At 50.3% G+C, this 24,272-nt stretch carries 25 protein-coding genes; 1 reads left to right on the top strand and 24 read right to left on the bottom strand.

From position 1 onward, the window contains the following. Positions 1 to 74: 74 nt before the first annotated feature. The 6 genes from LI015_RS06555 to metG all read right to left on the bottom strand — a co-directional run bounded on the left by LI015_RS06555 (position 75) and on the right by metG (position 8,301). A complete protein-coding gene (locus LI015_RS06555) occupies positions 75 to 1,859 on the bottom strand; it encodes an oleate hydratase (protein ID WP_002566239.1) in 1,785 nt (594 codons plus the stop codon). 137 nt (positions 1,860 to 1,996) lie between these two features. Then, on the bottom strand, positions 1,997 to 2,875 hold the full coding sequence (gene rsmA / locus LI015_RS06550) for a 16S rRNA (adenine(1518)-N(6)/adenine(1519)-N(6))-dimethyltransferase RsmA (RefSeq protein ID WP_002589317.1): 879 nt from the start codon (positions 2,873 to 2,875) through the stop codon (positions 1,997 to 1,999). 171 nt (positions 2,876 to 3,046) lie between these two features. Next, entirely contained in the window at positions 3,047 to 3,811 is a 765-nt protein-coding gene (locus LI015_RS06545) for a TatD family hydrolase (RefSeq protein ID WP_002566241.1), read from the bottom strand. A 4-nt stretch (positions 3,812 to 3,815) separates the two neighbouring features. Continuing rightward, positions 3,816 to 4,589 (bottom strand): TraX family protein, encoded by a 774-nt coding sequence (locus LI015_RS06540; RefSeq protein ID WP_227124330.1) that lies wholly within the window; start codon positions 4,587 to 4,589, stop codon positions 3,816 to 3,818. A 155-nt stretch (positions 4,590 to 4,744) separates the two neighbouring features. Then, positions 4,745 to 6,136 carry a glycosyltransferase family 4 protein gene (locus LI015_RS06535; RefSeq protein WP_227124329.1) on the bottom strand — a complete coding sequence of 464 codons (1,392 nt, stop codon included), beginning with the start codon at positions 6,134 to 6,136 and terminating at the stop codon, positions 4,745 to 4,747. Positions 6,137 to 6,306: 170 nt separating this feature from the next. Next, positions 6,307 to 8,301, bottom strand: a complete 1,995-nt coding sequence (gene metG / locus LI015_RS06530; protein ID WP_227124328.1) for a methionine--tRNA ligase — start codon at positions 8,299 to 8,301, stop codon at positions 6,307 to 6,309. Between the two features lie 274 nt (positions 8,302 to 8,575). On the opposite strand from metG, the gene LI015_RS06525 reads away from it, so the two are divergent. After that, positions 8,576 to 10,450: a DUF885 domain-containing protein gene (locus LI015_RS06525; RefSeq protein WP_002566245.1), complete on the top strand. Its 1,875-nt coding sequence runs from the start codon at positions 8,576 to 8,578 to the stop codon at positions 10,448 to 10,450. 136 nt (positions 10,451 to 10,586) lie between these two features. On the opposite strand, the gene LI015_RS06520 is transcribed toward LI015_RS06525, so the two are convergent. The 18 genes from LI015_RS06520 to LI015_RS06435 all read right to left on the bottom strand — a co-directional run bounded on the left by LI015_RS06520 (position 10,587) and on the right by LI015_RS06435 (position 24,265). Beyond that, positions 10,587 to 11,519, bottom strand: a complete 933-nt coding sequence (locus LI015_RS06520; protein WP_002566246.1) for a cell division protein FtsX — start codon at positions 11,517 to 11,519, stop codon at positions 10,587 to 10,589. Next, positions 11,509 to 12,240, bottom strand: a complete 732-nt coding sequence (gene ftsE, locus LI015_RS06515) for a cell division ATP-binding protein FtsE (protein ID WP_002566247.1) — start codon at positions 12,238 to 12,240, stop codon at positions 11,509 to 11,511. The genes LI015_RS06520 and ftsE overlap by 11 nt, the downstream gene beginning before the upstream one ends. Continuing rightward, positions 12,241 to 13,302 (bottom strand): flagellar biosynthesis protein FlhB, encoded by a 1,062-nt coding sequence (gene flhB, locus LI015_RS06510; RefSeq protein WP_002570434.1) that lies wholly within the window; start codon positions 13,300 to 13,302, stop codon positions 12,241 to 12,243. Between the two features lie 82 nt (positions 13,303 to 13,384). Beyond that, entirely contained in the window at positions 13,385 to 14,164 is a 780-nt protein-coding gene (locus LI015_RS06505; RefSeq protein WP_002566249.1) for a flagellar biosynthetic protein FliR, read from the bottom strand. Between the two features lie 15 nt (positions 14,165 to 14,179). Then, positions 14,180 to 14,443, bottom strand: coding sequence for a flagellar biosynthesis protein FliQ (gene fliQ, locus LI015_RS06500; protein ID WP_002566250.1), 264 nt, complete (start codon positions 14,441 to 14,443; stop codon positions 14,180 to 14,182). Between the two features lie 18 nt (positions 14,444 to 14,461). After that, on the bottom strand, positions 14,462 to 15,238 hold the full coding sequence (gene fliP, locus LI015_RS06495; RefSeq protein ID WP_227124327.1) for a flagellar type III secretion system pore protein FliP: 777 nt from the start codon (positions 15,236 to 15,238) through the stop codon (positions 14,462 to 14,464). After that, a complete protein-coding gene (locus LI015_RS06490; RefSeq protein ID WP_002566252.1) occupies positions 15,231 to 15,608 on the bottom strand; it encodes a FliO/MopB family protein in 378 nt (125 codons plus the stop codon). Before LI015_RS06490 ends, fliP begins: the two co-directional genes overlap by 8 nt. A 1-nt stretch (position 15,609) precedes the next feature. Next, positions 15,610 to 16,581 carry a FliM/FliN family flagellar motor switch protein gene (locus tag LI015_RS06485; protein ID WP_002566253.1) on the bottom strand — a complete coding sequence of 324 codons (972 nt, stop codon included), beginning with the start codon at positions 16,579 to 16,581 and terminating at the stop codon, positions 15,610 to 15,612. 15 nt (positions 16,582 to 16,596) lie between these two features. Continuing rightward, a complete protein-coding gene (locus tag LI015_RS06480; RefSeq protein ID WP_054354136.1) occupies positions 16,597 to 17,487 on the bottom strand; it encodes a flagellar motor switch protein FliM in 891 nt (296 codons plus the stop codon). Then, entirely contained in the window at positions 17,480 to 18,325 is an 846-nt protein-coding gene (locus LI015_RS06475; RefSeq protein WP_002570436.1) for an OmpA/MotB family protein, read from the bottom strand. Before LI015_RS06475 ends, LI015_RS06480 begins: the two co-directional genes overlap by 8 nt. Then, positions 18,326 to 18,760, bottom strand: a complete 435-nt coding sequence (flgC, locus tag LI015_RS06470) for a flagellar basal body rod protein FlgC (protein WP_002566256.1) — start codon at positions 18,758 to 18,760, stop codon at positions 18,326 to 18,328. It abuts the gene before it with no gap. A gap of 11 nt (positions 18,761 to 18,771) precedes the next feature. Continuing rightward, a complete protein-coding gene (flgB, locus tag LI015_RS06465) occupies positions 18,772 to 19,128 on the bottom strand; it encodes a flagellar basal body rod protein FlgB (RefSeq protein WP_002566257.1) in 357 nt (118 codons plus the stop codon). A 21-nt stretch (positions 19,129 to 19,149) separates the two neighbouring features. After that, entirely contained in the window at positions 19,150 to 19,530 is a 381-nt protein-coding gene (gene fliS / locus LI015_RS06460) for a flagellar export chaperone FliS (protein ID WP_002566258.1), read from the bottom strand. Positions 19,531 to 19,546: 16 nt separating this feature from the next. Next, positions 19,547 to 22,423, bottom strand: coding sequence for a flagellar filament capping protein FliD (gene fliD, locus LI015_RS06455; RefSeq protein ID WP_227124326.1), 2,877 nt, complete (start codon positions 22,421 to 22,423; stop codon positions 19,547 to 19,549). Between the two features lie 11 nt (positions 22,424 to 22,434). Continuing rightward, positions 22,435 to 22,911, bottom strand: coding sequence for a hypothetical protein (locus LI015_RS06450; RefSeq protein WP_002577272.1), 477 nt, complete (start codon positions 22,909 to 22,911; stop codon positions 22,435 to 22,437). Next, the gene (csrA, locus tag LI015_RS06445) at positions 22,898 to 23,176 is read right to left on the bottom strand and encodes a carbon storage regulator CsrA (RefSeq protein WP_002566261.1); all 279 of its coding nucleotides are present in this window, start codon (positions 23,174 to 23,176) and stop codon (positions 22,898 to 22,900) included. Before csrA ends, LI015_RS06450 begins: the two co-directional genes overlap by 14 nt. Then, the gene (gene fliW / locus LI015_RS06440) at positions 23,170 to 23,616 is read right to left on the bottom strand and encodes a flagellar assembly protein FliW (protein ID WP_002570439.1); all 447 of its coding nucleotides are present in this window, start codon (positions 23,614 to 23,616) and stop codon (positions 23,170 to 23,172) included. The genes csrA and fliW overlap by 7 nt, the downstream gene beginning before the upstream one ends. Positions 23,617 to 23,665: 49 nt before the next feature. Next, positions 23,666 to 24,265 (bottom strand): DUF6470 family protein, encoded by a 600-nt coding sequence (locus LI015_RS06435; protein WP_002566263.1) that lies wholly within the window; start codon positions 24,263 to 24,265, stop codon positions 23,666 to 23,668. Between the last annotated feature and the right edge of the window lie 7 nt (positions 24,266 to 24,272).

The raw sequence follows: 24,272 nt of genomic DNA, 5'->3' as shown, positions 1-24,272 counted from the left end.
CGCCTGTATGTATTCCAAAAGTCCGGGCCGGCAGAAGCCGGCCCGATATTTAACCATATGATGGATATGCCCCTCTACAGATATGATTTCTTAAGCGCCTTCAAAAGAATCTTAGGCTGCCTGTTGTAAGGCGTCACCGGGCAAATCTTTTTCTTTACATCCAAAAGGCCGTAAACTGCAATGCGCGCAGCGCGTACCGAATATTCCTCAGTAAATACCATGTCCTCCGGAATCTCCACAAACTGGCTCACCATTGCAAAGTTGGTGGAACCTGCCGGAATCACCGGCGGCCTGTCGCTCATCTTGCGCGGCTCAAACTGTGCATCCACATAAGGCATATAGCAGGGAATCACATTGATAACCGTCTTCATCAGTTCCGCAATCCTGTCCTCCGGAATATGAAGATGATGGAGATATTCATTTAACAGCTCCTGGCCGGTACAATCCTTCATAGGCTTCTTTACATAATCGCCAATGGCCTCTGTGTGCAGTCCATATCCCCAGAAAATGGTCTGGTCGGCGGGCTGGTTCACAAAATGAGGCTGAGCCGCAACCACGCTGCTCATAAGCCAGCTGGAATCCTTAAAGGTCATCAGAGCGCCGCTGCCAGGTACATTGCCGGTAAAATTCTCAATGGTCTTTAAAATATCATCGCCTTTGCAGGTAACAGTAAAGCTGAGCCAGTTTGTCTCCTCAGGCTTGGTAAAGAATGGCTCCGGATTTCCCAGGCCCGGCTTCTTTCCGGCCACCTTGGCCCAGAGTTCACCGCTGATCGGCTTCTTCTCAGGCGCGGGCGCGGGTTTGTAAAGGCTTCCCAGGGTAGCGCTGTCCGTCATGCACGCATTGGTCATGATACAGATATCGCTCTTATTTAGCTGGACCTCCTCCGTCACATAGGAAGGACCGGCCGGAGCGTCTGATTCCTCACCTGAGTCATCTGTGCTCTCCACCTTCTTTTTCAGATACAGGGTCTTTACCGTAATTCCGGGTCCGTCCGCAAAATCTATATCTGTCACTTCGCAGTTCTCACGGAAGTTGACTCCGGCCTTCCTCAGATAAGTCTCCAGAGGACGAATCACGCTGTCGTACTGGTTTAACGGAGTTCTGGTAACTCCCTCCAGGGTTTCGATACGGCTGAACTCAAAAATCATGCGGTTCATATACCGTCTGAACTCAAACAGGCTGCTGTATTTCTGGAATGCAAAGGTGGTCTGCCACATATACCAGAAATTGGTCTCGAATATATGGGGTGTTTCCTTAAACCAGTCCTGGATGGTCAGGTTGTCCAGCTTTTTCTCATCTGTCATCAGCAGCTTCAGAAGGGCCATCCGGTCAGCCTGGTTAAATCCCATGGATTTCACATCCAGAATGTTGCCGTCCTTATCCACCAGCCTTGCCTTGGCGCAGGTAGGATGGGCATGGTCAAACTCCAGAATTTCTTCCGTAACGCTGCGTCCGGGCTGGCGCAGGGATGGAATGGATCCAAAAAGCTCCCAGAAGTTCTCATAGGTCTCCTCATTGAGCATACGTCCGCCGCGGCATACAAAGCCCTGCTCCGGCGTACCGATACCGTCATTGCTTCCCCCAAGTATGTGCATGCCCTCGTAAACCGTTATCTGGTTGGCAGGGAACCTGCAGTCCCGGATCAGATACGCGGCGGCAGCCAGGGTGGCCAGGCCTCCGCCTACCAGATAAGCTTTCCTGTCGCCATAATCCCGGTTATTCATCACCGCTTCCTCAATGGCGGCAATCCTCTCATCTTCCTTTTCCTTCCGGCTGTCCTGCAGCTTCTTCACTGCCACGCCCACTGCTGCTCCTGCTGCCGCAGCTGTCAGGATTTTACCCACTTTTTTGTTCATCGACTTACCTTCCTTTCTGTTTTATATATAATTTCTCTGATGATTCAGATAATTGTCCTTCCAGGATTATTCCCCTTTATCCCCGTGAAATACACCACGGACCCCGTTTTTATATTCCTGGCATCATATTGCGAACCTTAAGCCCCATTTCCCGCTGTGCGGGTAAAATAATTGGACAAGCCGGCGAACTGCTCCAGCGTCAATGCTTCCCCCCTGACAGAAGCAGGAACACCCAGGCTCTCAATGGCAGCCGCTATCTGCTCCTTTGTATACGGAACCTCCGGCGAGTTATTTAATCCGTTCTGCAGCGTCTTCCTGCGCTGATTAAACGAGGCCCTTATAAGCCGGAACATGACACCTGGCTCGTCCACCTGTACCGGTGGTTCCTTATACCTTGTCAGGCGGATAACCGCGGATCCCACATTGGGGCGTGGAATAAAGCAGTTGGGCGGTACATTTGCCACGATATAAGGCTTTGCATAGTACTGCACTGCCAGGGACAAGGCGCCGTAGTCCTTGGAGCCGGGTCCCACCTGCATCCGGTCCGCCACCTCCTTCTGCACCATAACAGTGATATTGTCAATGGGCACATTGCTCTCAAACAATCCCATGATAATGGGCGTGGTGATATAATATGGGAGGTTGGCCACCACCTTGATAGGCCTTCCATCATTATACTCGTCCACCAGCTGGTTCATGTCTAATTTCAGTATATCACTGTTGATAACCGTCACATTGGAATAGCCCTTTAACGTCTCGTCCAGTATGGGCAGAAGATTGGTGTCAATCTCCACTGCAACCACTTTTCCTGCATGCTCCGCCAGGTACTGGGTCATGGTTCCGATGCCCGGTCCTATTTCCAGCACGCAGTCATCCCCGGTAATCCCTGCGGCACTTATGATTTTGTCCAGCACGTGGGTATCTATGAGAAAATTCTGACCAAATTTCTTTTGGAATGCGAACTGATATTTCTGTATGATTTCAATGGTATTTTTCGGATTACCCAAAGTCGCCATGTATTATAATTTCCTTTCTGCGGACCGGATTCGGCCCTCTTTTAAGAGTAATGGATTCCCGTCCAAAAGTCAATGCCTGGGCAAAAGAACAGTCAAAAAAGAAGCGCTGTATATCGTACACTACAGCGCTTTTTGTCTATTTTTCAACTCTGTTTCCCATAACCGGGCTGCCTACAGCCGGTAGAGCCTTTTTCCATTTTCCCAGGTGACCTTCACAACGGTTTCCGGGTCCACTCCCTTAAGCTGGCTGACAGCCTCCACCACATAGGGAAGATTGAGGGATGAGTTTCTCTTTCCGCGGTTGGGAACCGGCGCCAGATAGGGACAGTCTGTCTCCAATACAATGGACTCCAGAGGTATATACTCCACCACCTCTTTCAGCTTCCTTGCATTGTTGAAAGTAAGGACGCCTCCGATTCCAAGGAAAAATCCCATGTTCAGGTACTCCCTGGCCATTTCCCTGGTGTAGGAAAAGCAGTGGACGACGCCTCCGATATCCCCGGCCTTAGCCGCCTTCATCATATCCAGGGTATCCTTTGCGGCATCCCTGCTGTGGATGATGACTGGAAGCTTAACCTGCCTGGCCAAATCCATCTGTGCCTCAAACCATTTTTTCTGTATATCGTGGGCCGGTTCCTCCCAGTAGTAATCCAGGCCGATTTCGCCCACGGCCTTTATCTTCCGGCGGCCACACTGTTCCTTAATCCACTGTAGGCCCTCCTGGTCCAGCTCCCCTGTCTCACTGGGATGGACTCCCATGGCCCCGTATATCCAGTCATAGGCTTCGGCCAGCTTCAGGGTACTTCGGCAGCTCCCCAGGCTGGCAGCTACATTCATAACCGCACCCACGCCGGCTTCTTTCAAACGTCCCAGAAGTTCCGGCCGGTCCCCGTCAAATGCCTCATCATCATAATGGGCATGTGTGTCAAATATCATGATTTTAAACTCCTTTTGCAATCCACATGCTCACACCATACAGCACCAGAAAATGTACCGGGTAAAACACGTAGAACATATATTTAAGCTGAAATGCCCCCCGCCTTCCATTATACAATACAATAGGCGCAAAAGACAAGGCTGACACACAATAGCAGCTGATGCTCTCCACTGCGCAGATTGCCACTCCCGCAACCACCTGGGCCGTATCACTGCGGCGGAACCAGTACATGGCAGCTATGAACAGGACTCCCACCACATTATAATCAAACTGCAGCACCCAAGACAGCGCGCATCCCGCTGCCAGAGCCACTGCCTTCAAACACGGATTCTGGGTGGACTCCATGACAGCCATAACCAGCACCCCGGCAAACAGGGTAAACATCATATTCTGATAGTGGGGATAATACATGGTGTGGTACACAGCCAAATCAAAGGGCACTTCAGACAACAGGGCAAACAGGAGCATCCTGACGGCGTACCACCGGCGGTCCCTGGTGCGCACAAATTCCTCTGCCGTGAGATATGCCAGGATAGGAAATCCCAGTCTCCCCACATAACGGCAGACCTGTCCTGCTATCACCCAGTAATGTCCGGAAGGCGTCAGCAGCACTGCATGATAAAGAGCACTGTCTGTTCCATGAAGAATCCCTCCCTGAATCACCACTGCTCCAATATTATCAATTAGAATTGCCACAATTCCCAGAATCTTCAGCTGGTTTCCCGTAAGCCCCTGTCGGCGGCCGCCGTATGGCCCGCGGCTGCGTCCTCTACCCATATCGTACCCTCTTTCGGGCTTTATAGCCCCCTCATGTTTTAATTTCCTTTCATCATACTCCAAAATGGCGAAAATTGCAAGTTTCTCCCACTTCAGGTCGATTTTTCCAGGAAACAGGGTATGGTTCTCCCATTTTCATCCAGATTTTAGGGGATTTATATAAGATTGCAGGATTCTAATATCTTTTTGCTTATGCCTGTCCAGGATATGCGGCTCAAATCGGGCGGCGGGGATGCTATGGACGGACCCGCTGCGGCCAAACTTTCTCCGCCCGGTGTTTCCGGCGGCCTGCTATCCGGTCCCTGCCTGCTGCCATCCGCTCCCTGCCTGCTGCCATCCGCTCCCTGCCTGCTGCTATCCGCTCCCTGCCTGCTTCCATCCGCTTCCAGGCTTTCAGCTATCGCCTCAGCCAGGCGCCGTTCAAACTGCGGAAGCTCCTGTTCAACTGGCTCATCCGCATTTACAATAGCTGGCAGGGGCACAAATTTCACGGCACATGTTCCGATATTTTCCTCCAGCCAGGGCCTGACCCCCGGCAAGTCTGTGCAGACCACCTGCAGACCGCAGGCCAGAGCCTCTATCACCACAAGAGGCAGACCCTCGTAAAAGGACGGGAGCACGAAAACATCCGCCTGATTCATCCGTTCTGCCAGCTGGGGCTGGGCCAGCCTTCCAAGGAATTTCACCGGGTAAGGGGACTGGTCCGCCAGCTTCTTAATGGTTTCATACTCCAGCTGGTTTCCATATCCCCCGGCCAGCCATACCTCTATTTTCATAGGATCCGCGGGCTGTCCTATGCCCTGTCCTTGCTGCTCCCCATCCTTTCTTTGCAGCTGTTCCAGATACGTAAGGCTCCGCAGCAGACTCATAACACCTTTCTTCTCAGACAGCTTTCCGGCGTAAATCAGCCGCTTGACCCCATTCTCCTTTTGAACCGGCATATAGCGGAAAATAGAATCATCAAATCCGCTTCCAATCACTTCCAGCCGCTCTCCCGGCACGCCGTATATCCGGCTGATTTCTTCCCTCTGTTCCCTGTGAAGGCAGAACACCATATCCAATTCCTTTATGTGAGCCAGGATATAATCCCGTTCAAGGCTGTTTTTCTTTACCTGGCGCAGGCCTGTGCCATGGCATATGGCTGCTGTTTTATATTGGGGAAATGCCTCCCGCACCACTGCCGTAAGCAGATACAGATGATGGCACAGAATCAAATCCGGCCGGAAGCATTCCACCGCCTCCCTTGTTTTCTCCAGAAATGTCCTTTTGAATGCGTCCACCATATCCTCTGTCATCCGGCTGTATATGGTGCTCTCATAAGGCATCTCATCCGACATACCCGCGATGGGAAAGGGCAGGCTTTCTGTTTTGTAATATACCGGATAGACCCGGGTCCCTTCGGGAAAATGCATCTCGTCCTCCTCATAGACCCCTGCCACCACGGCCTGTTCATGCCCCAGTGCGGCAAAACCCTTTACCAGGCCGGTAAGATAAACACCGCTCCCCGTGCTGTGGGGTTTCTGGGCTGTTATGCTCAGTATCCTCATAATCCCCTCCATTTCCAGTTTATCATGCAAAATACGCCTGATTTAAAAACAGGAGCAGGTCATCACCGCCCGCTCCTGCCTTCCGGGCAGCCATAAAAAGCACACGCTTTCCACGGTTCCTGTCCGGTATTCATCATATTCTTTTTAATGTCTCACAGCTAACCGAACCATCAGCAGATTTCGGCTCCTGCCGGCATACTTTTCTCCGGCGTCATAAGTGCCAGGCTGCCCTCTGCGTCCTCTGCGCAGAGAATCATACCCTCAGACACCATGCCTGCCAGCTTGGCCGGCTTTAAGTTGGTCACTACCATAACTTTTTTGCCCACCATCTCTTCTGGAGAGTAGTAAGCCTTAATGCCGCTTAAAATCTGACGCACCTGGCTTCCAATCTTTACCTGGGAGCAAAGGAGCTTCTTGGATTTGGGAACTGCCTCGCACTTGATGATTTCCCCCACCTGGAACTGAAGCTTCACAAAATCATCATAGGTTATCTCCGGCTTGGCCTCCAGGTCAATGCCGCTGTCCTCTGCATTATCAGAGGATCCGTCCTGGCCGCCTGCCTGTTTTTGGTCTGCTGCCTCAGCCCCATGCATGGCTTCCACCTTCTCCAGCACTTCCTTGATGTCCATGCGGGCAAAGAGAATCTCCGGCTTATCCGTCACCTTTTGTCCGTTTGGATATAATCCAAAGGCATCCATCTGGGACAGTTCACGCTTGCCCGTATGAATCTGTGCCAGGATCTTTTCAGCTGTCTCCGGCATAAAGGAGTACAGAAGGGATGCTCCGATGGCAATGGCCTCTGTCAGGTTATAGAGCACGGTGGCAAGCCTGTCCTTCTGGCTCTCATCCTTGGCCAGTGTCCAGGGTGTTGTCTCATCAATATACTTGTTGCATCTTCTGAAGATATTAAAGATTTCCGTCATGGCGTCTGCCACACGCAGCTGCTCCATCTTGGCATCAGCCTTCTTCACTTCCTCCAGCACTACCTTCTTAAGATCCTCGTCCGCTTCCCCGCATACACCCTTGTCACAGACCACGCCGTCAAAATACTTGTTGCTCATGGAAATGGTGCGGTTTACCAGGTTGCCCAGTATATTAGCCAGGTCGGAGTTCATGCGCTCCACCATCAGCTCCCAGGAAATGACGCCGTCATTGTCAAACGGCATCTCATGAAGCACGAAATAGCGCACCGCGTCCACGCCAAAGAAATCCACCAGGGTATCTGCGTAGAGCACGTTGCCCTTGGACTTGCTCATCTTACCGTCGCCCTGCAGCAGCCATGGATGGCCAAATACCTGCTTGGGAAGGGGCACATCCAGGGCCATCAGGAAAATGGGCCAGTAGATGGTGTGGAATCGGATGATATCCTTGCCAATCAGATGAAGGTCAGCGGGCCAGTACTTCTTAAACTGGTCTGTACTGCTGCCGTCACAATCATAACCAATACCGGTGATATAGTTGGTCAGGGCATCCAGCCATACATAGGTCACATGCTTCGGATCAAAATCAACGGGGATGCCCCAGCTGAAGGTGGTCCTGGACACGCATAAATCCTGAAGTCCCGGGAGAAGGAAGTTGTTCATCATCTCATTCTTCCTGGATACGGGCTGGATGAACTCCGGATGCTCATTGATATACTCGATCAGCCTGGGAGCGTACTTGCTCATGCGGAAGAAATACGCCTCCTCCTTGGCAGGTTTTACCTCGCGTCCGCAGTCCGGACACTTGCCGTCCACCAGCTGGGACTCAGTGAAAAAGGACTCGCAGGGAGTACAGTACAGCCCCTCGTAATATCCCTTATAGATATCGCCCTGGTCGTAAAGCTTCTTGAAAATCTTCTGCACCTGGGCCTCATGGTCCTGGTCCGTGGTGCGGATAAACTTATCATAGGAAGTGTTCATCAAATCCCAAATCCGCTTTATCTCAGCAGCTGCCTTGTCCACGAACTCCTGGGGAGTCACACCTGCTGCCTCAGCCTTTTCTTCAATCTTCTGTCCATGCTCGTCCGTACCTGTCTGGAAGAACACGTCATATCCCTGCTCCCTCTTATATCTGGCTATGCTGTCAGCCAGAATGATTTCATAGGTATTGCCGATATGCGGCTTGCCGGAAGCATAGGCAATGGCCGTGGTAATATAATATGGCTTTTTACAATCCTGACACATATGATTAATTCCCTCTTTTTCTGAGCGGAAACAAAGAGCCGGGGCAGAGCAGTTCATAAAAATGCTCCGGCGGCCGCAGCGCCCAATCCGCTTATTTTAATAGTTTTAAGTATAAGCGTTTCCCCCATGTTCGTCAAGACGTGCCCCCTGTTTTTTCCCTCTTTGGAAGGGCCTGCCAGTTTTTTCACGGCTCATAAGTTGTAATTTCCGCTCATATACTATATAATGTCGTAATAAAAATGCAGCAGACACCCCAATGGAGGATTTGTTTAGAATGAGACAACGAAAAACTATATTTTTACAATATCTTTTATCCCTGCTTCTGGTTATCTGCCTGACAGCCGGATGCGTGGCGCCTGCGCGTCCTCAGGCATCCGCTCCTCTGGCAAAGGAATCCGCTGCCCAGGAAAGTACCCAGTCCTATGAACAATATGAGAAGAAAACCATTGATGCCCAGGCGTCCTTTGACCAGCTGACCAACGACCTGTTCCTGGACGAAGTTGACAATTCCCTTATCACGCTTCACTACACCCTGGCCAATCCGGCCGCCTACGGCATCACTGACTACGATAAAACCCTGGGAACCGTATCCCTGGAGGACAGTAAACAGGCTCTTAATGATGCAAAATCCCTGAAAGTACAATTAAATGATATAGACAGCCGCCTGCTCCGTGAGGACCAGCTGCTCACATACAACATCCTGTCATCCTATTTAAATACCATGCTGGACAGTGAAGGACTGGAGCTCTACGACCAGCCTCTTTCCTCCTCCCTGGGCATACAGGCGCAGCTTCCCATACTTCTGTCCGAGTATGTATTTTACAGTAAACAGGATGTGGAGGATTACCTTTCCCTCCTGTCCTCCATTGACACCTACTATGACAGCATCATTGCCTTTGAGAAGGAAAAAACCGATGCCGGACTGGGGCTGTGCGACACGGTCATCGACCGTATCCTCAATTCCTGCAACGCCTATCTTCTGGACGCGGACCACAGCTTCATGGCGGAAACATTTGCGGAGCGTCTGGAGCAGGTGGAGGGACTGACAAAGCAGGAAAAGGAGGATTTCATTGCCAGGAACCATACTGCCATTGACGAACACTTCGTGCCCGCATACCAGAAGCTGATCGAGGGGCTGACTCCCCTGAAAGGCACCGGAACCAATGATAAAGGGCTGTATTACTTCCCCCAGGGCAAGAAATATTACCAGTACCTGGTGAACGCATATACCGGCACTTCCTATCAGGATATTCCTGCCCTGAAAAAAGCCATGAGTGATCAGATGATGGATGACCTGACTGCCATGGATGAGCTGCTGACCGAAAATCCCACCCTGGCAAAAAAACTGTACTCCTACTCCTTCGCCCTCACCGATCCCAACCAGATTCTGGAGGACCTGAGGAAACAGTGCGCAAAGGATTTCCCGGCCATCGAGGATTACACATGCAGCATTAAAAATGTGCCCGCTGCCCTGGAGGCCACCCTGAGCCCGGCCTTCTACCTGACCGTGCCCATTGACCGCCCCCAGGACAATTCCATCTACATCAACAACGGAAGCACCAATACCGCCAGGAACCTGTACTCCACCCTGGCCCATGAGGGTTATCCCGGCCACATGTACCAAACCCTCTATTTCAACAAACATAACACCTGCAACCTGCGCAAGCTCCTGAGCTTCAGCAGCTATTCAGAAGGCTGGGCCACCTATGTGGAATACTATTCCTACAGCCTGAACAACGGATTGGACCCGGACCTGGGAGAGCTGCTTCAGCACAATGCCGCCTTCACCCTTGCCCTGTACGCTATTCTGGATGTGAATATCCACTATGAGGGCTGGGATATCAAGCAGGTGGAGGACTATTTAAACCACTACTTCCGCATCAGCGATTCCTCTGTTATTACCACCATCTATTATGACATTGCGGAGAATCCGGCCAATTACCTGGAGTATTATGTGGGCTACCTGGAAATCCTGGGCATGCAGCGCGAGGCCAAGAAAACCCTTGGCAGCCGCTATACCAACATGGAATTCAACCGTTTCCTTCTGGATATAGGCCCGGCTCCCTTCAGCGTCATTAAACCATATTTTGCGGAGTGGCTGGCGCGGCAGGATGAGGCCGGGAGACAGAATACGGAAAGCCGGAATTGATCCCCGTAATTTCCGCCGCAGCGCAATATCAGCAGGCCCAAATAAAAAGTAATAATAAAGCAGGATTTCCCTCCCTTCCAAAGGGCGGAAATCCTGCTTTATTATATTAAGTCCCCATTATATGAAACCACACACATCAACGCTCTTTCTTCCTGCGCTTCAACTTCCCCATAACAGACAATCCTCCCGCAACCCCTGTAAAAATCCCCAGAAGTACGGATGCACGGATAAGTCCGGGAAATACCTGGGCCTCGGTGAGAAGCCCGGACTCCAGTCCTCTCAGGCTGCCCAGACCATTCAGACCGGAAACGGCAAAGGCAAGTCCCCAACGGTACAGCCACATCAGAAGAATCAGCGGGATAACCACTCCTGCCGCTCCCATAACAACAGCCTCCGCCATAAAAGGAATTTTCACAAAGCCTTCCCGCGCTCCCATAAGGCGCATGACCCTTGTTTTCTCCTTTTGGGCCTCAATGCCCACAGACAGGGTATTGTGAATCAGCAGCACTGATATCAGTACCAGCAGCACCGCGCTTCCCGCAATCAGGCGGGCCGCCCCCTGGCGCAGCTTTAAAAGCGCCATGACCGTATCCGCTGAATGGGTGGTTTTCCTCACGCCTTCAATGCTCTGCACATACTCCACAAAGCCTTCCTGGCTGCCTATCCGGTCAATATATACCTGGTAGTTCCCACTGGAAGCCAGCGGATTATCCGTTTCGAAGATTCCGTCCAATGCCTCCGCATTCTCGTAATATTTCTCTTTAAACCCGCTCCAGGCCTCGTCTGCCGACACATACACGGTCCGCAGCACTTCCGGACGGCTCTGAATCAGGTTTCCTATCTCTTCCACCCGCTCCGGCAGTATTCCCTCATCAAAAAACACAGCCACATAGACTTCCTGCTCTGTCTTTTTTACCATGCTGTCCACATTGGCTGCCGCCAGATAAAACAGGCCGAACAGAAAAATACAGGCCGACATGGTAATGACAGACGCCGCCGTATACACTCTGTGATGCCACAGATTTTTAAGCCCCAGACGGAACAGGTAGAGCAATGTCCTAATACCCATATGCCGCTGCCTCCCTTGCAAGGTCCCTGGCCACCTGTCCTCTGCGCAGCACCACCTGCCTTCTGTGCATGCTCCTTACCAGCTCCTGGTTATGGGAAACCACCAGCACTGTTGTCCCCTGGCCGTTAATCCGCTCCAGCAGGCGCATGATATCCTCTGCGTTCTTCTGGTCCAGATTGCCCGTAGGCTCATCGGCCAGAAGAAGCACCGGCCGGTTCACAATGGCCCTGGCAATGGCGGTACGCTGTTTTTCCCCGCCGGAGAGCTGGTCCGGGTAGTACTTTGCCTTGGAACCAAGCCCCACCTGATTCAGCACTTCCATAACCCTGCGCTTCATGGTTTTGTAATCCGCCTCCACGACCCGCTGGGCAAATGCCACATTCTCATATACCGTAAAATCAGAAAAGAGCCGGAAATCCTGAAATACCATCCCTATATAACGGCGGTACTGGTAAATCTGACGTTCTCTGAGGCCTGCCAGCTCAATCCCATTGACCTGTATATTCCCCTGGGTGGGATCGGTCTCTTTTAAAATCAGCTCCAGCATAGTGGTCTTTCCCGCACCGCTGTCCCCCTCCAGAAACACAAATTCCCCCCTGCCAACCTTAAGACTCACATTATCCAGGGCCTTTTGCCCGTTTCCGTATATTTTAGTGACCCTGTCAAAGAAAATCATACTGTTATCCACTGCAAACCTCATTTCCAGGAAATTTATCCACAATCACATGTCCTTTTTCTGGAGTTTATAGACAAAGGCAAGTATCTTAGCCACTGTCTGATAATACTCCTCCGGAATCTCCATGTCAACTTCCACCGTATCATAGAGTCCCCTGGCCAGGGGCCTGTCCTCCATGATATACACGCCGCTGGCCTCAGCCACCTCCACTATCTTAAGGGCCAGATGATCCGCCCCCTTGGCCAGCACCACAGGCGCCCTGTTCTTCTCGGAATCATACCCCAGGGCCACTGCAAAGTGGGTCGGGTTACGGATTACCACATCTGCATTGGGGACATTCTGCATCATGCGCCTGGATGCCATCTGGCGCTGCTTCTCACGGATTTTTCCCTTGATCTGCGGGTCGCCTTCCGTCTGCTTATACTCTTCCTTTATCTCCTGTTTGCTCATGCGCAGATTCTTCTCATATTCCCACCACTGGTAAAGGTAGTCCACGGCTCCCAGGAACACAAAGGCAATTCCCACTGTGTCCACCAGGGAAACCACTGTATTGCCCACATAAATCAAGGCAGAAGCCACTGTGCCCTCCATGAGTCCTGTCAGCTCCGTCAGTCTGCCTTTGAGGAAAAACCACACCACCCATCCCAGCACTGTAATCTTAATCAGGGACTTTAACAGTTCAATCACAGATCTCAGGGAAAACATACGTTTAAAACCCTTAAGGGGGCTGATTCTGTCAAACTTGAATTTGAGCACATCCCATGAAAATGCCATTCTGGTCTGGAAAAAGGTGACGATAACCGCTGTCAGCACCCCGATAAAAAGCAGGGGCAGGGACGCCTTGAAGAACACCAGCACGGCCTTCATAAACAGTCCCTTCCCCCCTTCCTGCCAGAATATATCCGGCGATGAGGCATATGAAAAAAATAGATGCATACACTCCCCAAAGCTCTCATACATCATGGGCGCCAGGGCCTTCAGGGAGTGGAACAGCACCAGCAGCGAGCACACCGCAGCCACGTCATTGCTCTGGAACACATTTCCCTTTTTGCGCTCGTCCTGCCGCCGTTTTGGCGTGGCTTTCTCAGTCTTTTCCTCAGCAGCCACCTGTCACCACTTCCTCTCCCCATGTATTGTTTCAATCCGCGCCCGGTCATTCAACATTAACCGGGGCTATGCCCAGAACCCGTCACCCAAACATCATAAGCAGCTTCTGGGCCTCCGTCATCATGGCCTCTGTATACCGGTCCATAAATGCGCCCATGGGATAGGCAAAGAGCATCATCAGCATGATTCCCAGGAGGATTTTGCACTGTATGTTGATGACAAACACATGAATCTGGGGAATCAGCTTCATAAGCACTCCCATGGTCATCTCCAGAATGAACTCCGCTGCCACAAAAGGCAGAACCAGCTTTATCACCATGAGGAATACAGAACCGAACAGGGTTATGATATACCACAGGATACGCCCTCCCAGTATGGCCCCGGCTCCCACCGGCACCACCTGGTAGCTGTAGGCAAAAAGACGCACCATGGTCAGATGGCAGCCCGTGGCAAAAAAATAGAGGTAAAAAAACACGTTGACAAACTGGCCCAGAATAGAGGTCTGGACTCCGCCTGCCGGGTCCATGACCTTTCCCATGGCCAGTCCGAACACCGTGTCCAGAAAGTCCCCTGCCACATAGAGCATATAAAAAAATATGTGAAACACACAGCCAATCACCAGGCCCAGTATGACTTCTCTTATAAGGGACTCCACCATGTCAAAGGTACTAAAAGCCATGACCTGTCCGGCTCCGCTTCTGACTCCGGGCGCAATCAGGAGACTGAGGGCCAGCACCAGCCCGGTGCGTACCATGGGCGGAACTCCTCTGCGTGAAAACACGGGGTTGATAAAGACCAGTCCTCCCATTCTTGCCAGGACCAAAAGAAAGATATCAAAATACTCAAATACACTGCTGTCCATACCGCACCACTCTCATCAAAGAGCTGCCATAATGGCAAACAGCTCCACTACAAATTCATTCATGACCTTGCTCATCCAGGACCCCAGGGCTAAAAGCACCAGGGCAATGACAATCAGCTTGGGCACAAACGTAAGGGTCTGTTCATGAATCTGGGTGGCTGCCTGGAAGATGGCCACCAGCAGCCCAACCGCTATACTTATGATGAGAAGGGGACCTGCGATTTCAAATGCAACCAGCATGGCCTCCTTCATGATTTCCATTACCTGTTCAGCGCTCATACAAATTCCTCCTCAGCGTCACCTGAAACTCTGGACCAGGGTCTTAATCACCAGACTCCATCCATCCACCAGCACAAACATCATGATTTTAAAGGGTAGTGCAATCATGGTAGGGGGCAGCATAACCATGCCCATGGACATAAGCGTACTGGACACCACCAGGTCGATAATCAGAAAGGGAATGAATATAAGGAATCCCATGGTAAATGCCTTATTCAGCTCACTGAGAATAAAGGAGGGCACTATGGTGGTAAGCCCCAGCTTCATATACCCTTCCTGCCCCTGGGATATATCCGGCGGCTGTGCTTTGGATATGGACAGGAACAGATCCAGGCTTTTTTTCTCAGTCTGTTTCAGCATAAATTCCTTCATGGGCTCCTGGGCCCGCTCAAAGGCTTGTTCCCTGGTAATCTTCCCTTCCCGGTAAGGCTGGTATGCCTGGGTGTTGACCGAGGCAATTACAGGACTCATGATAAATAAGGTCAGAAACAAGGCAAGCCCTACCAGAATCTGGTTGGGCGGCGACTGCTGTGTGCCCAGAGCATTGCGCAGAAACGACAGCACAATCACAATCCTGGTAAAGCTTGTCATCATAATGATAAGGGAGGGAACCACAGCCAGAAACAGGAATAAAAACATGATATCCAGCATATCCATGGGCTTTCCTGTGCCGGAGGACCCCTGCAGGGTCAGAGACACATCCGTCGCATAGGATGTAACAGCGCCCGGCGCCCACATCCAGGCAAAGGTCCCGGCGCCTATGATTTTCCCTGTCTTTCGCAGTATTTTACTCATGATTCTTTTCTCCTGCCTTTTTATCCTGTCTGTTCCTCTGTCCCTTTTCCTGAAAATGCTCCTTCATATGGGATGACAGAAGGGAAACAAAATCCGGCGCCCCCTCTGTCTCCCCCTTCTTATCGTAGGATTCCAGCTCTTCTACCTTGGATATCCTGCCCGGAGATACCCCTATCAGGAAAATCCTCTCCTGCACCTTTACCACCAGCAGATAGCTGTCACGGCCCAGTGCCATCTGGTCCAGAATCTCCATTCCCCCGGTACCCCGGGTCCGTCCCATTCCCCGCCCCAGCATCCTGGTGGTGTAATAGGCCAGCACCAGTACCGCAATCAGGACAATAAGGTAAAACAGTATCTTTAAAAATGCCATATTATTCCCTCTTGCCCACGACTTCGATGATACGCGCCCCGAATCGGTCCCCGGTTACCAGCACATCCCCTCTGCCAATCAGTTCTCCGTTCACAACCACATCAGCCGGTGAACCTGCCTGCTTGTCCAGTACCAACAGCTGACCCTCCTTAAGGGAAAGTATATCCTTTACACTGCAAACCGTACTGCCAAGCCTTACTGATACATCCAGCGTTATGTCCAGCAACTTCTTTTTTTCTTCCCCTATCTGTTCTTTGGCATACACGATAGGTGTGTACTTAAATTCCGGAAAGGACACCTCCTGGACGGCAATGGCCTCCTTGTGTTCTGCCGTCTGCATCCCTGCTGCCGGCATCCCCGGGGTCTGCCCCCCTGTCTCCTGACAGGGCATGTCCGCCATATCCGAAATACCCAGCACCTGTTTTAGTGCCTGGGCGGCAACAATATATGCATCTGACTCCACCACCCCGTCAATAACATAGTGCAGCCCCATTAAAAGCACGGAATCCTCCGCATTCCAGCTGCGAATAATATCCTGGATCCTCTCTGTGTTGTCAAACGCCGATATCCTGGTTATTGTGTCCCTCATATCCCTTCCCAGGAAGTCATTGAGTTCATCCATGGCAGCGCCCACACATTGGGAAGCAACTTCCTTCAAGGTGCTGAGGGCAATCTCATCCAGGGGGCTCTGGGCATCCACCGGCACACCCATGATATAGTTGGTAAGCCTTATCATGTCCTCCTTGGCAAAGATGTACAGCTGGTCCGCCGACATGCCCCCCACAGCTTTTCTGCTCTCTATGGCCACATTAAAGTGGGGCAGGCCCTCTGCCAGCGAACCCATGTCTGTCTCCTCCACCTTTGACACCGACATCTTCACGCTTCTGCCCAGCAGGGAGCCTAATATATTGCATATAGGAACTGCTTCCATCTCCGTCAGCTCCTTTATGGCTTCTTTGTCCATTGATAACATGCCTTTTCCTCCTGGCTACAATTCTCTGCTGATTTCCACTGCCTTGCGCATCTTTGTCTGACCCGCCCTGGCCTCAAAACAGGCCACATCCTCCACATAGAGGGATATGGCGCTGTCCACCTTTTTATTGAGGGGAATCACATCCCCCGGAGCAAGCTGCAGTATATCCTGGGCATCCAGGGTAAACTCGTGAAGTATGGCCCTCAACTCAACCTCCGATTCCAACAGGTGCTGTTCAATATAGTGCCGTTTGGATTTCTGTTTGTCCTCATCCTGTTTCTTATGGCTGACCGCAAAGGAATAGCCGAACTTGGAAGTGAGCTCCTCCACATTGGGGGCCGGCATCACCATGTTGATTCTGGCTCTCAGTTTCTCAATTACCACCTCCAGCTCCACCTGGATAACCACATCTTCCTGGGCGCTCATCTGAAGCAGGTGGGGGTTGGTCTGAAGCCCTGTCAGGGATGCTTCGATGTCCAGGTACTGTCCCCAGGCTTCCCCTAAAAACTCAGTGATTTTTTTCAGGACATACTGTAAAATAGCCTTCTCAATATCCGTAAAGTCCCTGGATAAATCATACTCTGACCCGACTCCGCCCAAAAGACGTTCAATCATAAAAAACGCCAGCCTGGTATCCACTTCCATGGTCAGAGGCGCCTCATTATAATCTTTATTTGCAGGACTCATGGTAATCATGCCAAAAAGGGAATGATCCTGCACAGAACTGCTGAATTCCTGGTAACGCTTCTCCACTATACCATTAATATTAATCTCGCAAAACGACTGGAGAAGACCTGTGAGATACGGCGCAAGGGCACGGGCGAAGCTGTCATACAGATTCTCCACCGTACTCATGCGCTCCTTTGTAAATTTCTTTGGTGATTTAAAATCGTAACTCTTAATCACTGGCTGTTCCTTCCTGCATCATAGTCTCATCCCCCGGCATGGTCACCGGAAACAGGGGATCCATTGTCTCCATTCCCTGGACCGTATCCGGCGGTTTATATCCGGTTCCGAGAATAATCATATCCACCCGCCGGTTCTGTTCGCGGCCTTCCCTGGTGGTATTATCCGCAATAGGATAATATTTTCCGTAACCGCGGCATATCAGCTTTTTTGGGGGGATTCCCACCTGTTCCTCCAGGTAAATGGCCACATTATCCGCCCTCTCTGAGGACAGGAGTCTGTCGTTAATCAGGGAATTGGCTGCCTGGGCCGTGTGTCCGTTTATGTAAATGGCCAGGATATTGTCCTGCTTTTCCTTCAGCATGATTCCAACCGCGTCCAGCATGGATTTGCTGGCATCCGTAAGATTTGCGTTGTCAGGCGCAAACAGTAAATCATTCTTAAAACGGATGTACACCGCGTTCTCACTGTTGCTGACAACCGCGTCCAGATTCTCCGAATCAAAATATGTCTGTATATCCCTGGCCATATCAGCCATTTCCCTGGCCGATGCCTGGTACTGCTGCTGTGTCTGCTGCAGCGGTGCCTCCGCGTCTTCCGGCGCCTGGGCGCCTTCCCCTACAACAGGATATTTCAAATCGGAAGGCACGTCCTCAATTTCGGTCTTTGCCTCGATTCCCAGCTGCCTCTGCATGGCAGACGCAACCTCCTCCAGTTTGGTCAGGTTTACATTTGAAATGCTGTATAATAATACGAAAAAGGTCAGGACAAGGGTTATCATATCCGCGTAGGTATTTAACCACTCCTGGCCTCCTTCTTCATCCTTCTGCCTTTTCATTTATTTACCAATCTCCAGTGCTTTTAGAGCCATGCTTTTTGCAACATTAAGGGCCGTGACATTCGCCTCATAGGCGCGGGAGGCAGCCATCAGATCCACCATCTCCTCCGCACTGTTCACATTGGGCATCATCACATACCCATCCTCATCCGCATCCGGATGGTCCGGATCATAGACCGGCACCGAAGGATTCTGGCTCTCCACCACTTCCTCCACAAATACGCCGCCATTCTCCGCCTTTGTCATGGCCTTTCCCAGCTCGCTCTTAAAGTTCAGTGTATTTTCCCTGAACACAACCTGCTTCCTCTTGTAGGGACCTCCCTCTGCCGTCCTGGTGGTGTTCTGGTTTGCCAGGTTCTGCATGATGATATCCGTGCGGAACCGCTCTGCTGTGAGAGCGGAACCCGTTATATTAAGAGAATCCAAATACCCCATATCTGTCTCCTTTATTTGCCTGTGTTATTAATTACATACCGCAGCGTGGACAGCTTGCCTGACACACGCCCTGTGAGAGCCGAATACTGGGTATAGGCCTTCCACAGCTCCAGTTCTTCCTTTTCCACCTGGACATTATTGCCGTCCGGCCTGGCCTGGGTGTTTCCATCCTCTTCCACCACTGGTTTGGATATACGCTCTGTTCCCTGGGCTGTCTCGTAAAGAACATCCCGAAATTCCACCTTCTTCGCCTTATAACCCGGCGTCTCCACGTTTGCAATGTTGTGGCTGGCAATCTGCTGCTTCAGCCACATGCCATCCATACCTCTTTCCAGAGCTCCCAAAGCCCTGTCATCAAATAACGGCATGTTCCGCCTCCTTGTCTCTCATCAGCCTGTGTGGCCTATACGTACCTGTTTATCCGCCTGGGCAAATGCCTCTTTCAGTTCCTCTATCATGGGGAGAATCTCGTTCACCGTCTCCGGGTTCTTCCTCACATTGGCCTGTATGATCTGGTAATTAAAATACTCATAGAGAGAAGACAATCCCTTGGAAACCGGATACTGGGGATCCAGTGTGGATGCCAGATGGCTGATAATAGCCTGGGCCTTCTTAAAATGGGTATTGGTTGCTTCGCAGTCCCCTGCCTCCAGCCCCGCAAGACCTTTGTTCAGACGGTTGATTGTCTCATCGAACAGAAGGTTAATCATATCTCCCTGGGTCATGGTCATTATGGACTGCTGTTTATATTTTGCATATGGATTCTGCATAGTGATTACTCCTTCATCATGATGAGAACTGCTGGGTAAGCCAGGAACTCTGGCTGTTCATATTCGATATGGCCTGTTCCATGGCATTAAACTGATTCCAGTACCGTGTCTTTTCCAGCTGATACTTGGTATTCAGATTGGAAAGCGTCTCTGAAATGTGCTTCATCTCCTCATAGAGGGTATTGCTGGTGGTAAGAACATCCTTTGTTCCCGCATAGCGCACCATGGTGCCGGGGCTTCCGCTGCTGACATTGGCTGCGTCCTTAAGGGCATTCTGCATGCCGGTTCCCAGCCCCTGGTCCCTGTCTGTAAACAGCTTGCATATGGCATCAGGGTTGGTGGCGGCCATGGATTTAAGAACATCCTCGTCAATGACCAGCTTGCCGTTATCCCTCCAGTTATCGGATGTCTCAATGCCGATATCATAAAGGGACAGCCCTGCGCCCTCCACACTGCTGTAAAGAACCATTCTCATATCGCCCAGAAAGCTGGTAATGTTGGCGTCATTGTGGAGAAGGCCCTCCTTGGATTTTTCCTCCCAGAGTTCAATCTCCTTGTCGCTCATTTCCTTCTTCTGTTCATCGGTGAGAGGCGCGTATTTCTTATAATTTGCAGTCTCTTTCAGATGTTCATTCAGTTCTTCCACAAGCGCGTTGTAATCTTCTACAAAACTCTTTAAACTGTCTACTATTTTATCAGTATCCCGGGATGTAGTCAAGCGTATTGGGGTGCCTGTATCATGGTATTCCGAGGTTAATTCCATGGTAATTCCATCCAGTTCAAAGGTGTTTGAATTACGCTCAATGACAGTGCCGTCTACTGTGAGGCGGGCGTTCTGGCCGGCGGTTATGTCAGCGGACGTGTGGTTCGATATCGTATCACTGCCAAAAAGGCTGTTCATTAACGCTTTACCGTCTGCATCCGTTCCCTCTATAGTGAGCTCTACCCCATCTATTTGTATTTTATTATCTGCGTACGTTACAGTTCCCCCGGTAACATTCCGAAGTTCCTGTAGCAAATTATCAAAGCTTTCAGAAGTTCCCAGAGTGTTGACGTTAATATCTGTGGTTGTTTCTCCGACAGTTATTTTTAACTTTCCTTTTAAAAAATCAGTATTCTTGACCTGTTTTGAGATTAAAGGTCTATAGGATTTATGAGATATCTCTATGGTACTCTTACCAAACATCATATTTACAGGATTTTTCTTTACGACACTTCCATCTGGATTTGTTACATTTCCATCAACACCCTCAATTATTACATCATTAGTAAGCCCGGTTATATTAAACCTGCCATCCTTATACTCTACCTTTGCATTTCCACCTATAGCAGTCTGAAGCCTGAAAGCCACCGTTTCCAATGTGGGATTATCCAAAATATTAATTGCTGCTCCACCATTAACCTTTATCTCCCCTATCAGCCCAGCATCATTCCATGTGGTGTCTTTGCCGAGCACATTAGTTTGGTTTTCAGCAAATCCAAACGCCTTAGCCCCACCGCCATTTATATTATCAGATGTAAAATTAATCCTATGCTCAGATGATTCCACTACTACGAAATCGTATACTGCATTGCTAGGGTCCTTCTTCGTCGAAAAGTTCACCTTCCCGCTGCCAAACTCCCTGGAAAGCTTGGAATTAATGGCGTCAATAACAGCCTGCGTGTTCTTATAATTACCAACACCGTTTTTTCCTTCCAACTTTACCGTGTAATCTTCTCCATCTACCTGGAATGTAAGGGACTGGTCCTTTCCACTATTAAGATTCTCTACAATGGCATTAAAGTCCACGGAACTTGCACTAGGGATTTCCTGGGAAAACAGCGATGACTGCACACCCGTTGCCTCCACGCCGAACATGGTGGTCAGCAGATTCCCGTAGGTCTGGGACATCTTTATATCGGATATCTCTCCGGTTGAAGATGATTCCATGATAAATTTATCAGCCGCCGAGGAATAGGATACCCTTACCCCTGCGTCGCTGCTGTTGATAGCACTGATTACATCACTGAGCGTAGATTCCCCGGTCAGTCCTTTTATGGTCACGCCGTTTATCTGGAACTCGTATCTGTTTCCCTCAAGGGGCGTGGCAAAATTCATATTTTTTATAGATGTACCATAATCCAGCTTGTTGGAAAATCCGCCGGAAAATCCCAGCTTGGAAATCGTATCATTGTTGCCGGCTGACTCTATGATAACTCTTCTGGATGAGTCCACGGGTTCGCCAGCAGATTTCCTTTCTTCATTCAGCTTTACAAGCTTCACGACATTTATGTCATTGCCGCTATCATCTTCACCAACTTTAACCAGGTCCATCCCCACCGATGTACCAAAATTACGGTATAACACCTGGTTAATATTATTAATCGTATCCTGCTCCGTTGCTCCCTTTGTAAACGTTATGGTCCTGTTTACCCCATCCAGTGTTAGGGAAAAAGAGTGCTCTCCCGGTTCCAACTCGGACAGCTTTGCCTCCTGTCCCTTTGGATCACCGGTCACGTTACCTGATGATTTTACCGAACAAGCTGTTGCCAGCTGCTGTATCTCGCTTATATTCATGGAGCTGACCGCATTGGATGAGACAGAGCTTATCTTAATGGCACCGGAACTGCTGATTCCGGTCATTGTCTTAAACAGGCTCTGGCTCATGAGATTGGTATCGCCCGAACCATAATAAGAAAAATATTTATCACTAAAGGTATTGATTTTTGTTATCAGGTCCCTGTAAATATCCTGTTTCCATTCAAGCTGCTGCTTTAATCCTGACTGCTTATCTATTTTGGTCTGGGTACCCATCAGAAAACTCTTGACAATACTCTCCGTATCCATGCCGGAAGCAAGACCTGATACGTAATTCTTATTGCCGTTGCCGCTGACTGTATTGATTGATGACATTGTTTGTCCCCCTATCTGCGTTTATCATAGAGCACCCCTTTGCTCCCCTGTCCCATCTGTTTCAGATATCCGGTAAATTTACCGTTTACATTATTCTTTTTTATCTTTTCCTGGAGCTGTTCCTGAATCACTGCCATCTTTCCCGGTATTCCTTCTTCCAGCTCCCGGATTCTGGTCATGATGGCAAATACCTCCTGCCCGACCCGGAATACTGCCTGCTCAGCCTCAGTAAGGCCGGCATAATCGCACTGATTTTTCCCAATATGAAAACAGCGCGCGCCGTAAGCCGATGCTTCCCCGATAGCGGCAATCCTCCGGTCCAGTCCGTTTATCTTATCTATAAGGGCCTGCCGTGCCTGTACTGCATCCACGATATCGTCCACCGCGTCCAGGTCATCCGTATCCAGTCTCAGGGTCTCCTGCTCATACTGTCCGAACAGAATGGCCTTTTCCCTGAGCAGCATCCTCATCTGCTCAAGCACTTCCATTTTTCTCCTCCCTAACTTCCTTTTCATCCTCCTGGGCAAGAGCTTTCAGGTTTCTGGAGAGCTGGAACACCTTAAGCAGATCCACCTTATCCGATGCTTCCTTGTTATTCTCCATGGTAAGATACAGCTCCGTGCGGCATATCTTCATATCGCCGGGCGCTGAAATGCCAAGCCGCACCTTGTCGCCTTTAATCTCGGACACAAATATCTCAATATCATCGCCAATTTTAATTGATTCGCCTTTTTTCCTGGATAAAATCAGCATAGGCCGTCCCTCTCTCCCTGGCTGAATATGGACTGCCGTATGGGATAATCCTGGTCCAGTATTACCTGGACAGCCAGATTCGTCTTATGATTAATGATGACAGGGCTTTTCAGGTTTACTGTGGAATTGCGGAACGTCTCTCCGATGACCATGAGAACCCAGCAGTCCAAATCATCCTCAGGAACCGCCTGCAGCAGGATTAATATATCCTGCATCACAACCGGAGCATAATCACGTTTTACTTCCAGAGGATTCAGCATGATAAAGCATATGTCCTTCTGCTCAATGGATTGCAGCCAGCAGATTCCATTTCCCATGTTGGAATCATTTACAAGTACAAACTGCGTATATTCTTCAAATCCGAATATGGGCTGTTTAAATGTTATAATATTTCTTTCTTCTATCTCAAGGATTCCAAAATCCCGCGTCTCTATCTTCAAGCATATCCCCCTATCTCATCCCTGGCCCTGGTGTCATTCATACCGCCTGTTACTGCGGCCCTTCATTTCCGGCCGGATTGGCGCTGGGCGGTACGTATATGGGATCTCCCATATATTCTATTTCTACTTTGGGATACTGTTCCACATTTACGCTGAGCTCGCCCGGCACATACCTAGCCGCCGGCTCCTGCACCTGAGGATCAAACGCAAGCTGGGCAGGCGCAAAGTCAATGGACAGATCAGCGGGCTCCCAGGAAATATCCGGACCTACTGACGGAATAAAGGCAATCCCCGTGACCACATTGGTCTGGGCCATCATCTGATTCTTTATAATGCCGGATACCGTCACCCCGTCCTGAATCTGCATCATCTGGTTGCCCACCCTGGAATACTGGGCAGTGGCATCCGATGCAGCCTTAAGGCCTGCGCTGGCAGCATCCTTCATAAGCCCTCTGGCGGTCTTGAATCCCAGGCTGTCCCTGGAACGGGACGTATCAATATCCACCTTGATATGATCTGATTTCATGTTCAGCTTCCCCGGATTGCGGATGATTCCCACCTCAGGGTCCGGCAGCCTGCTCTCAAGCCTGGCGCGCTGGGAGGTCATGGACAGCTTAATGGGGGTAGATGTGATTTTTAGGACGTTCATCCTCAGA

It is taken from the genome of Enterocloster sp. 210928-DFI.2.20, assembly GCF_020554465.1.
Classification (GTDB): domain Bacteria; phylum Bacillota; class Clostridia; order Lachnospirales; family Lachnospiraceae; genus Enterocloster; species Enterocloster bolteae.
Note: the sequence above shows the minus strand (reverse complement) of the source record. Positions and strands in the feature narration are given on the sequence as shown.

Bases quoted from the DNA above. Each gene is read 5' to 3' on its own strand.
- fliS (WP_002566258.1), bottom strand. From the start codon at position 19,530: ATGCAGAATCCATATGCAAAATATAAACAGCAGTCCATAATGACCATG.
- LI015_RS06540 (WP_227124330.1), bottom strand. From the start codon at position 4,589: ATGGGTAGAGGACGCAGCCGCGGGCCATACGGCGGCCGCCGACAGGGG.
- LI015_RS06545 (WP_002566241.1), bottom strand. From the start codon at position 3,811: ATGATATTTGACACACATGCCCATTATGATGATGAGGCATTTGACGGG.
- LI015_RS06435 (WP_002566263.1), bottom strand. From the start codon at position 24,265: ATGAACGTCCTAAAAATCACATCTACCCCCATTAAGCTGTCCATGACC.
- LI015_RS06485 (WP_002566253.1), bottom strand. From the start codon at position 16,581: ATGTTATCAATGGACAAAGAAGCCATAAAGGAGCTGACGGAGATGGAA.
- LI015_RS06490 (WP_002566252.1), bottom strand. From the start codon at position 15,608: ATGGCATTTTTAAAGATACTGTTTTACCTTATTGTCCTGATTGCGGTA.
- flgB (WP_002566257.1), bottom strand. From the start codon at position 19,128: ATGCCGTTATTTGATGACAGGGCTTTGGGAGCTCTGGAAAGAGGTATG.
- csrA (WP_002566261.1), bottom strand. From the start codon at position 23,176: ATGCTGATTTTATCCAGGAAAAAAGGCGAATCAATTAAAATTGGCGAT.
- LI015_RS06475 (WP_002570436.1), bottom strand. From the start codon at position 18,325: ATGAAAAGGCAGAAGGATGAAGAAGGAGGCCAGGAGTGGTTAAATACC.
- LI015_RS06525 (WP_002566245.1), top strand. From the start codon at position 8,576: ATGAGACAACGAAAAACTATATTTTTACAATATCTTTTATCCCTGCTT.
- fliD (WP_227124326.1), bottom strand. From the start codon at position 22,423: ATGTCATCAATCAATACAGTCAGCGGCAACGGCAATAAGAATTACGTA.
- LI015_RS06450 (WP_002577272.1), bottom strand. From the start codon at position 22,911: ATGGAAGTGCTTGAGCAGATGAGGATGCTGCTCAGGGAAAAGGCCATT.
- metG (WP_227124328.1), bottom strand. From the start codon at position 8,301: ATGTGTCAGGATTGTAAAAAGCCATATTATATTACCACGGCCATTGCC.
- LI015_RS06535 (WP_227124329.1), bottom strand. From the start codon at position 6,136: ATGAGGATACTGAGCATAACAGCCCAGAAACCCCACAGCACGGGGAGC.
- flgC (WP_002566256.1), bottom strand. From the start codon at position 18,760: ATGGGGTATTTGGATTCTCTTAATATAACGGGTTCCGCTCTCACAGCA.
- fliP (WP_227124327.1), bottom strand. From the start codon at position 15,238: ATGAGTAAAATACTGCGAAAGACAGGGAAAATCATAGGCGCCGGGACC.
- LI015_RS06505 (WP_002566249.1), bottom strand. From the start codon at position 14,164: ATGGACAGCAGTGTATTTGAGTATTTTGATATCTTTCTTTTGGTCCTG.
- fliQ (WP_002566250.1), bottom strand. From the start codon at position 14,443: ATGAGCGCTGAACAGGTAATGGAAATCATGAAGGAGGCCATGCTGGTT.
- LI015_RS06520 (WP_002566246.1), bottom strand. From the start codon at position 11,519: ATGGGTATTAGGACATTGCTCTACCTGTTCCGTCTGGGGCTTAAAAAT.
- LI015_RS06555 (WP_002566239.1), bottom strand. From the start codon at position 1,859: ATGAACAAAAAAGTGGGTAAAATCCTGACAGCTGCGGCAGCAGGAGCA.
- rsmA (WP_002589317.1), bottom strand. From the start codon at position 2,875: ATGGCGACTTTGGGTAATCCGAAAAATACCATTGAAATCATACAGAAA.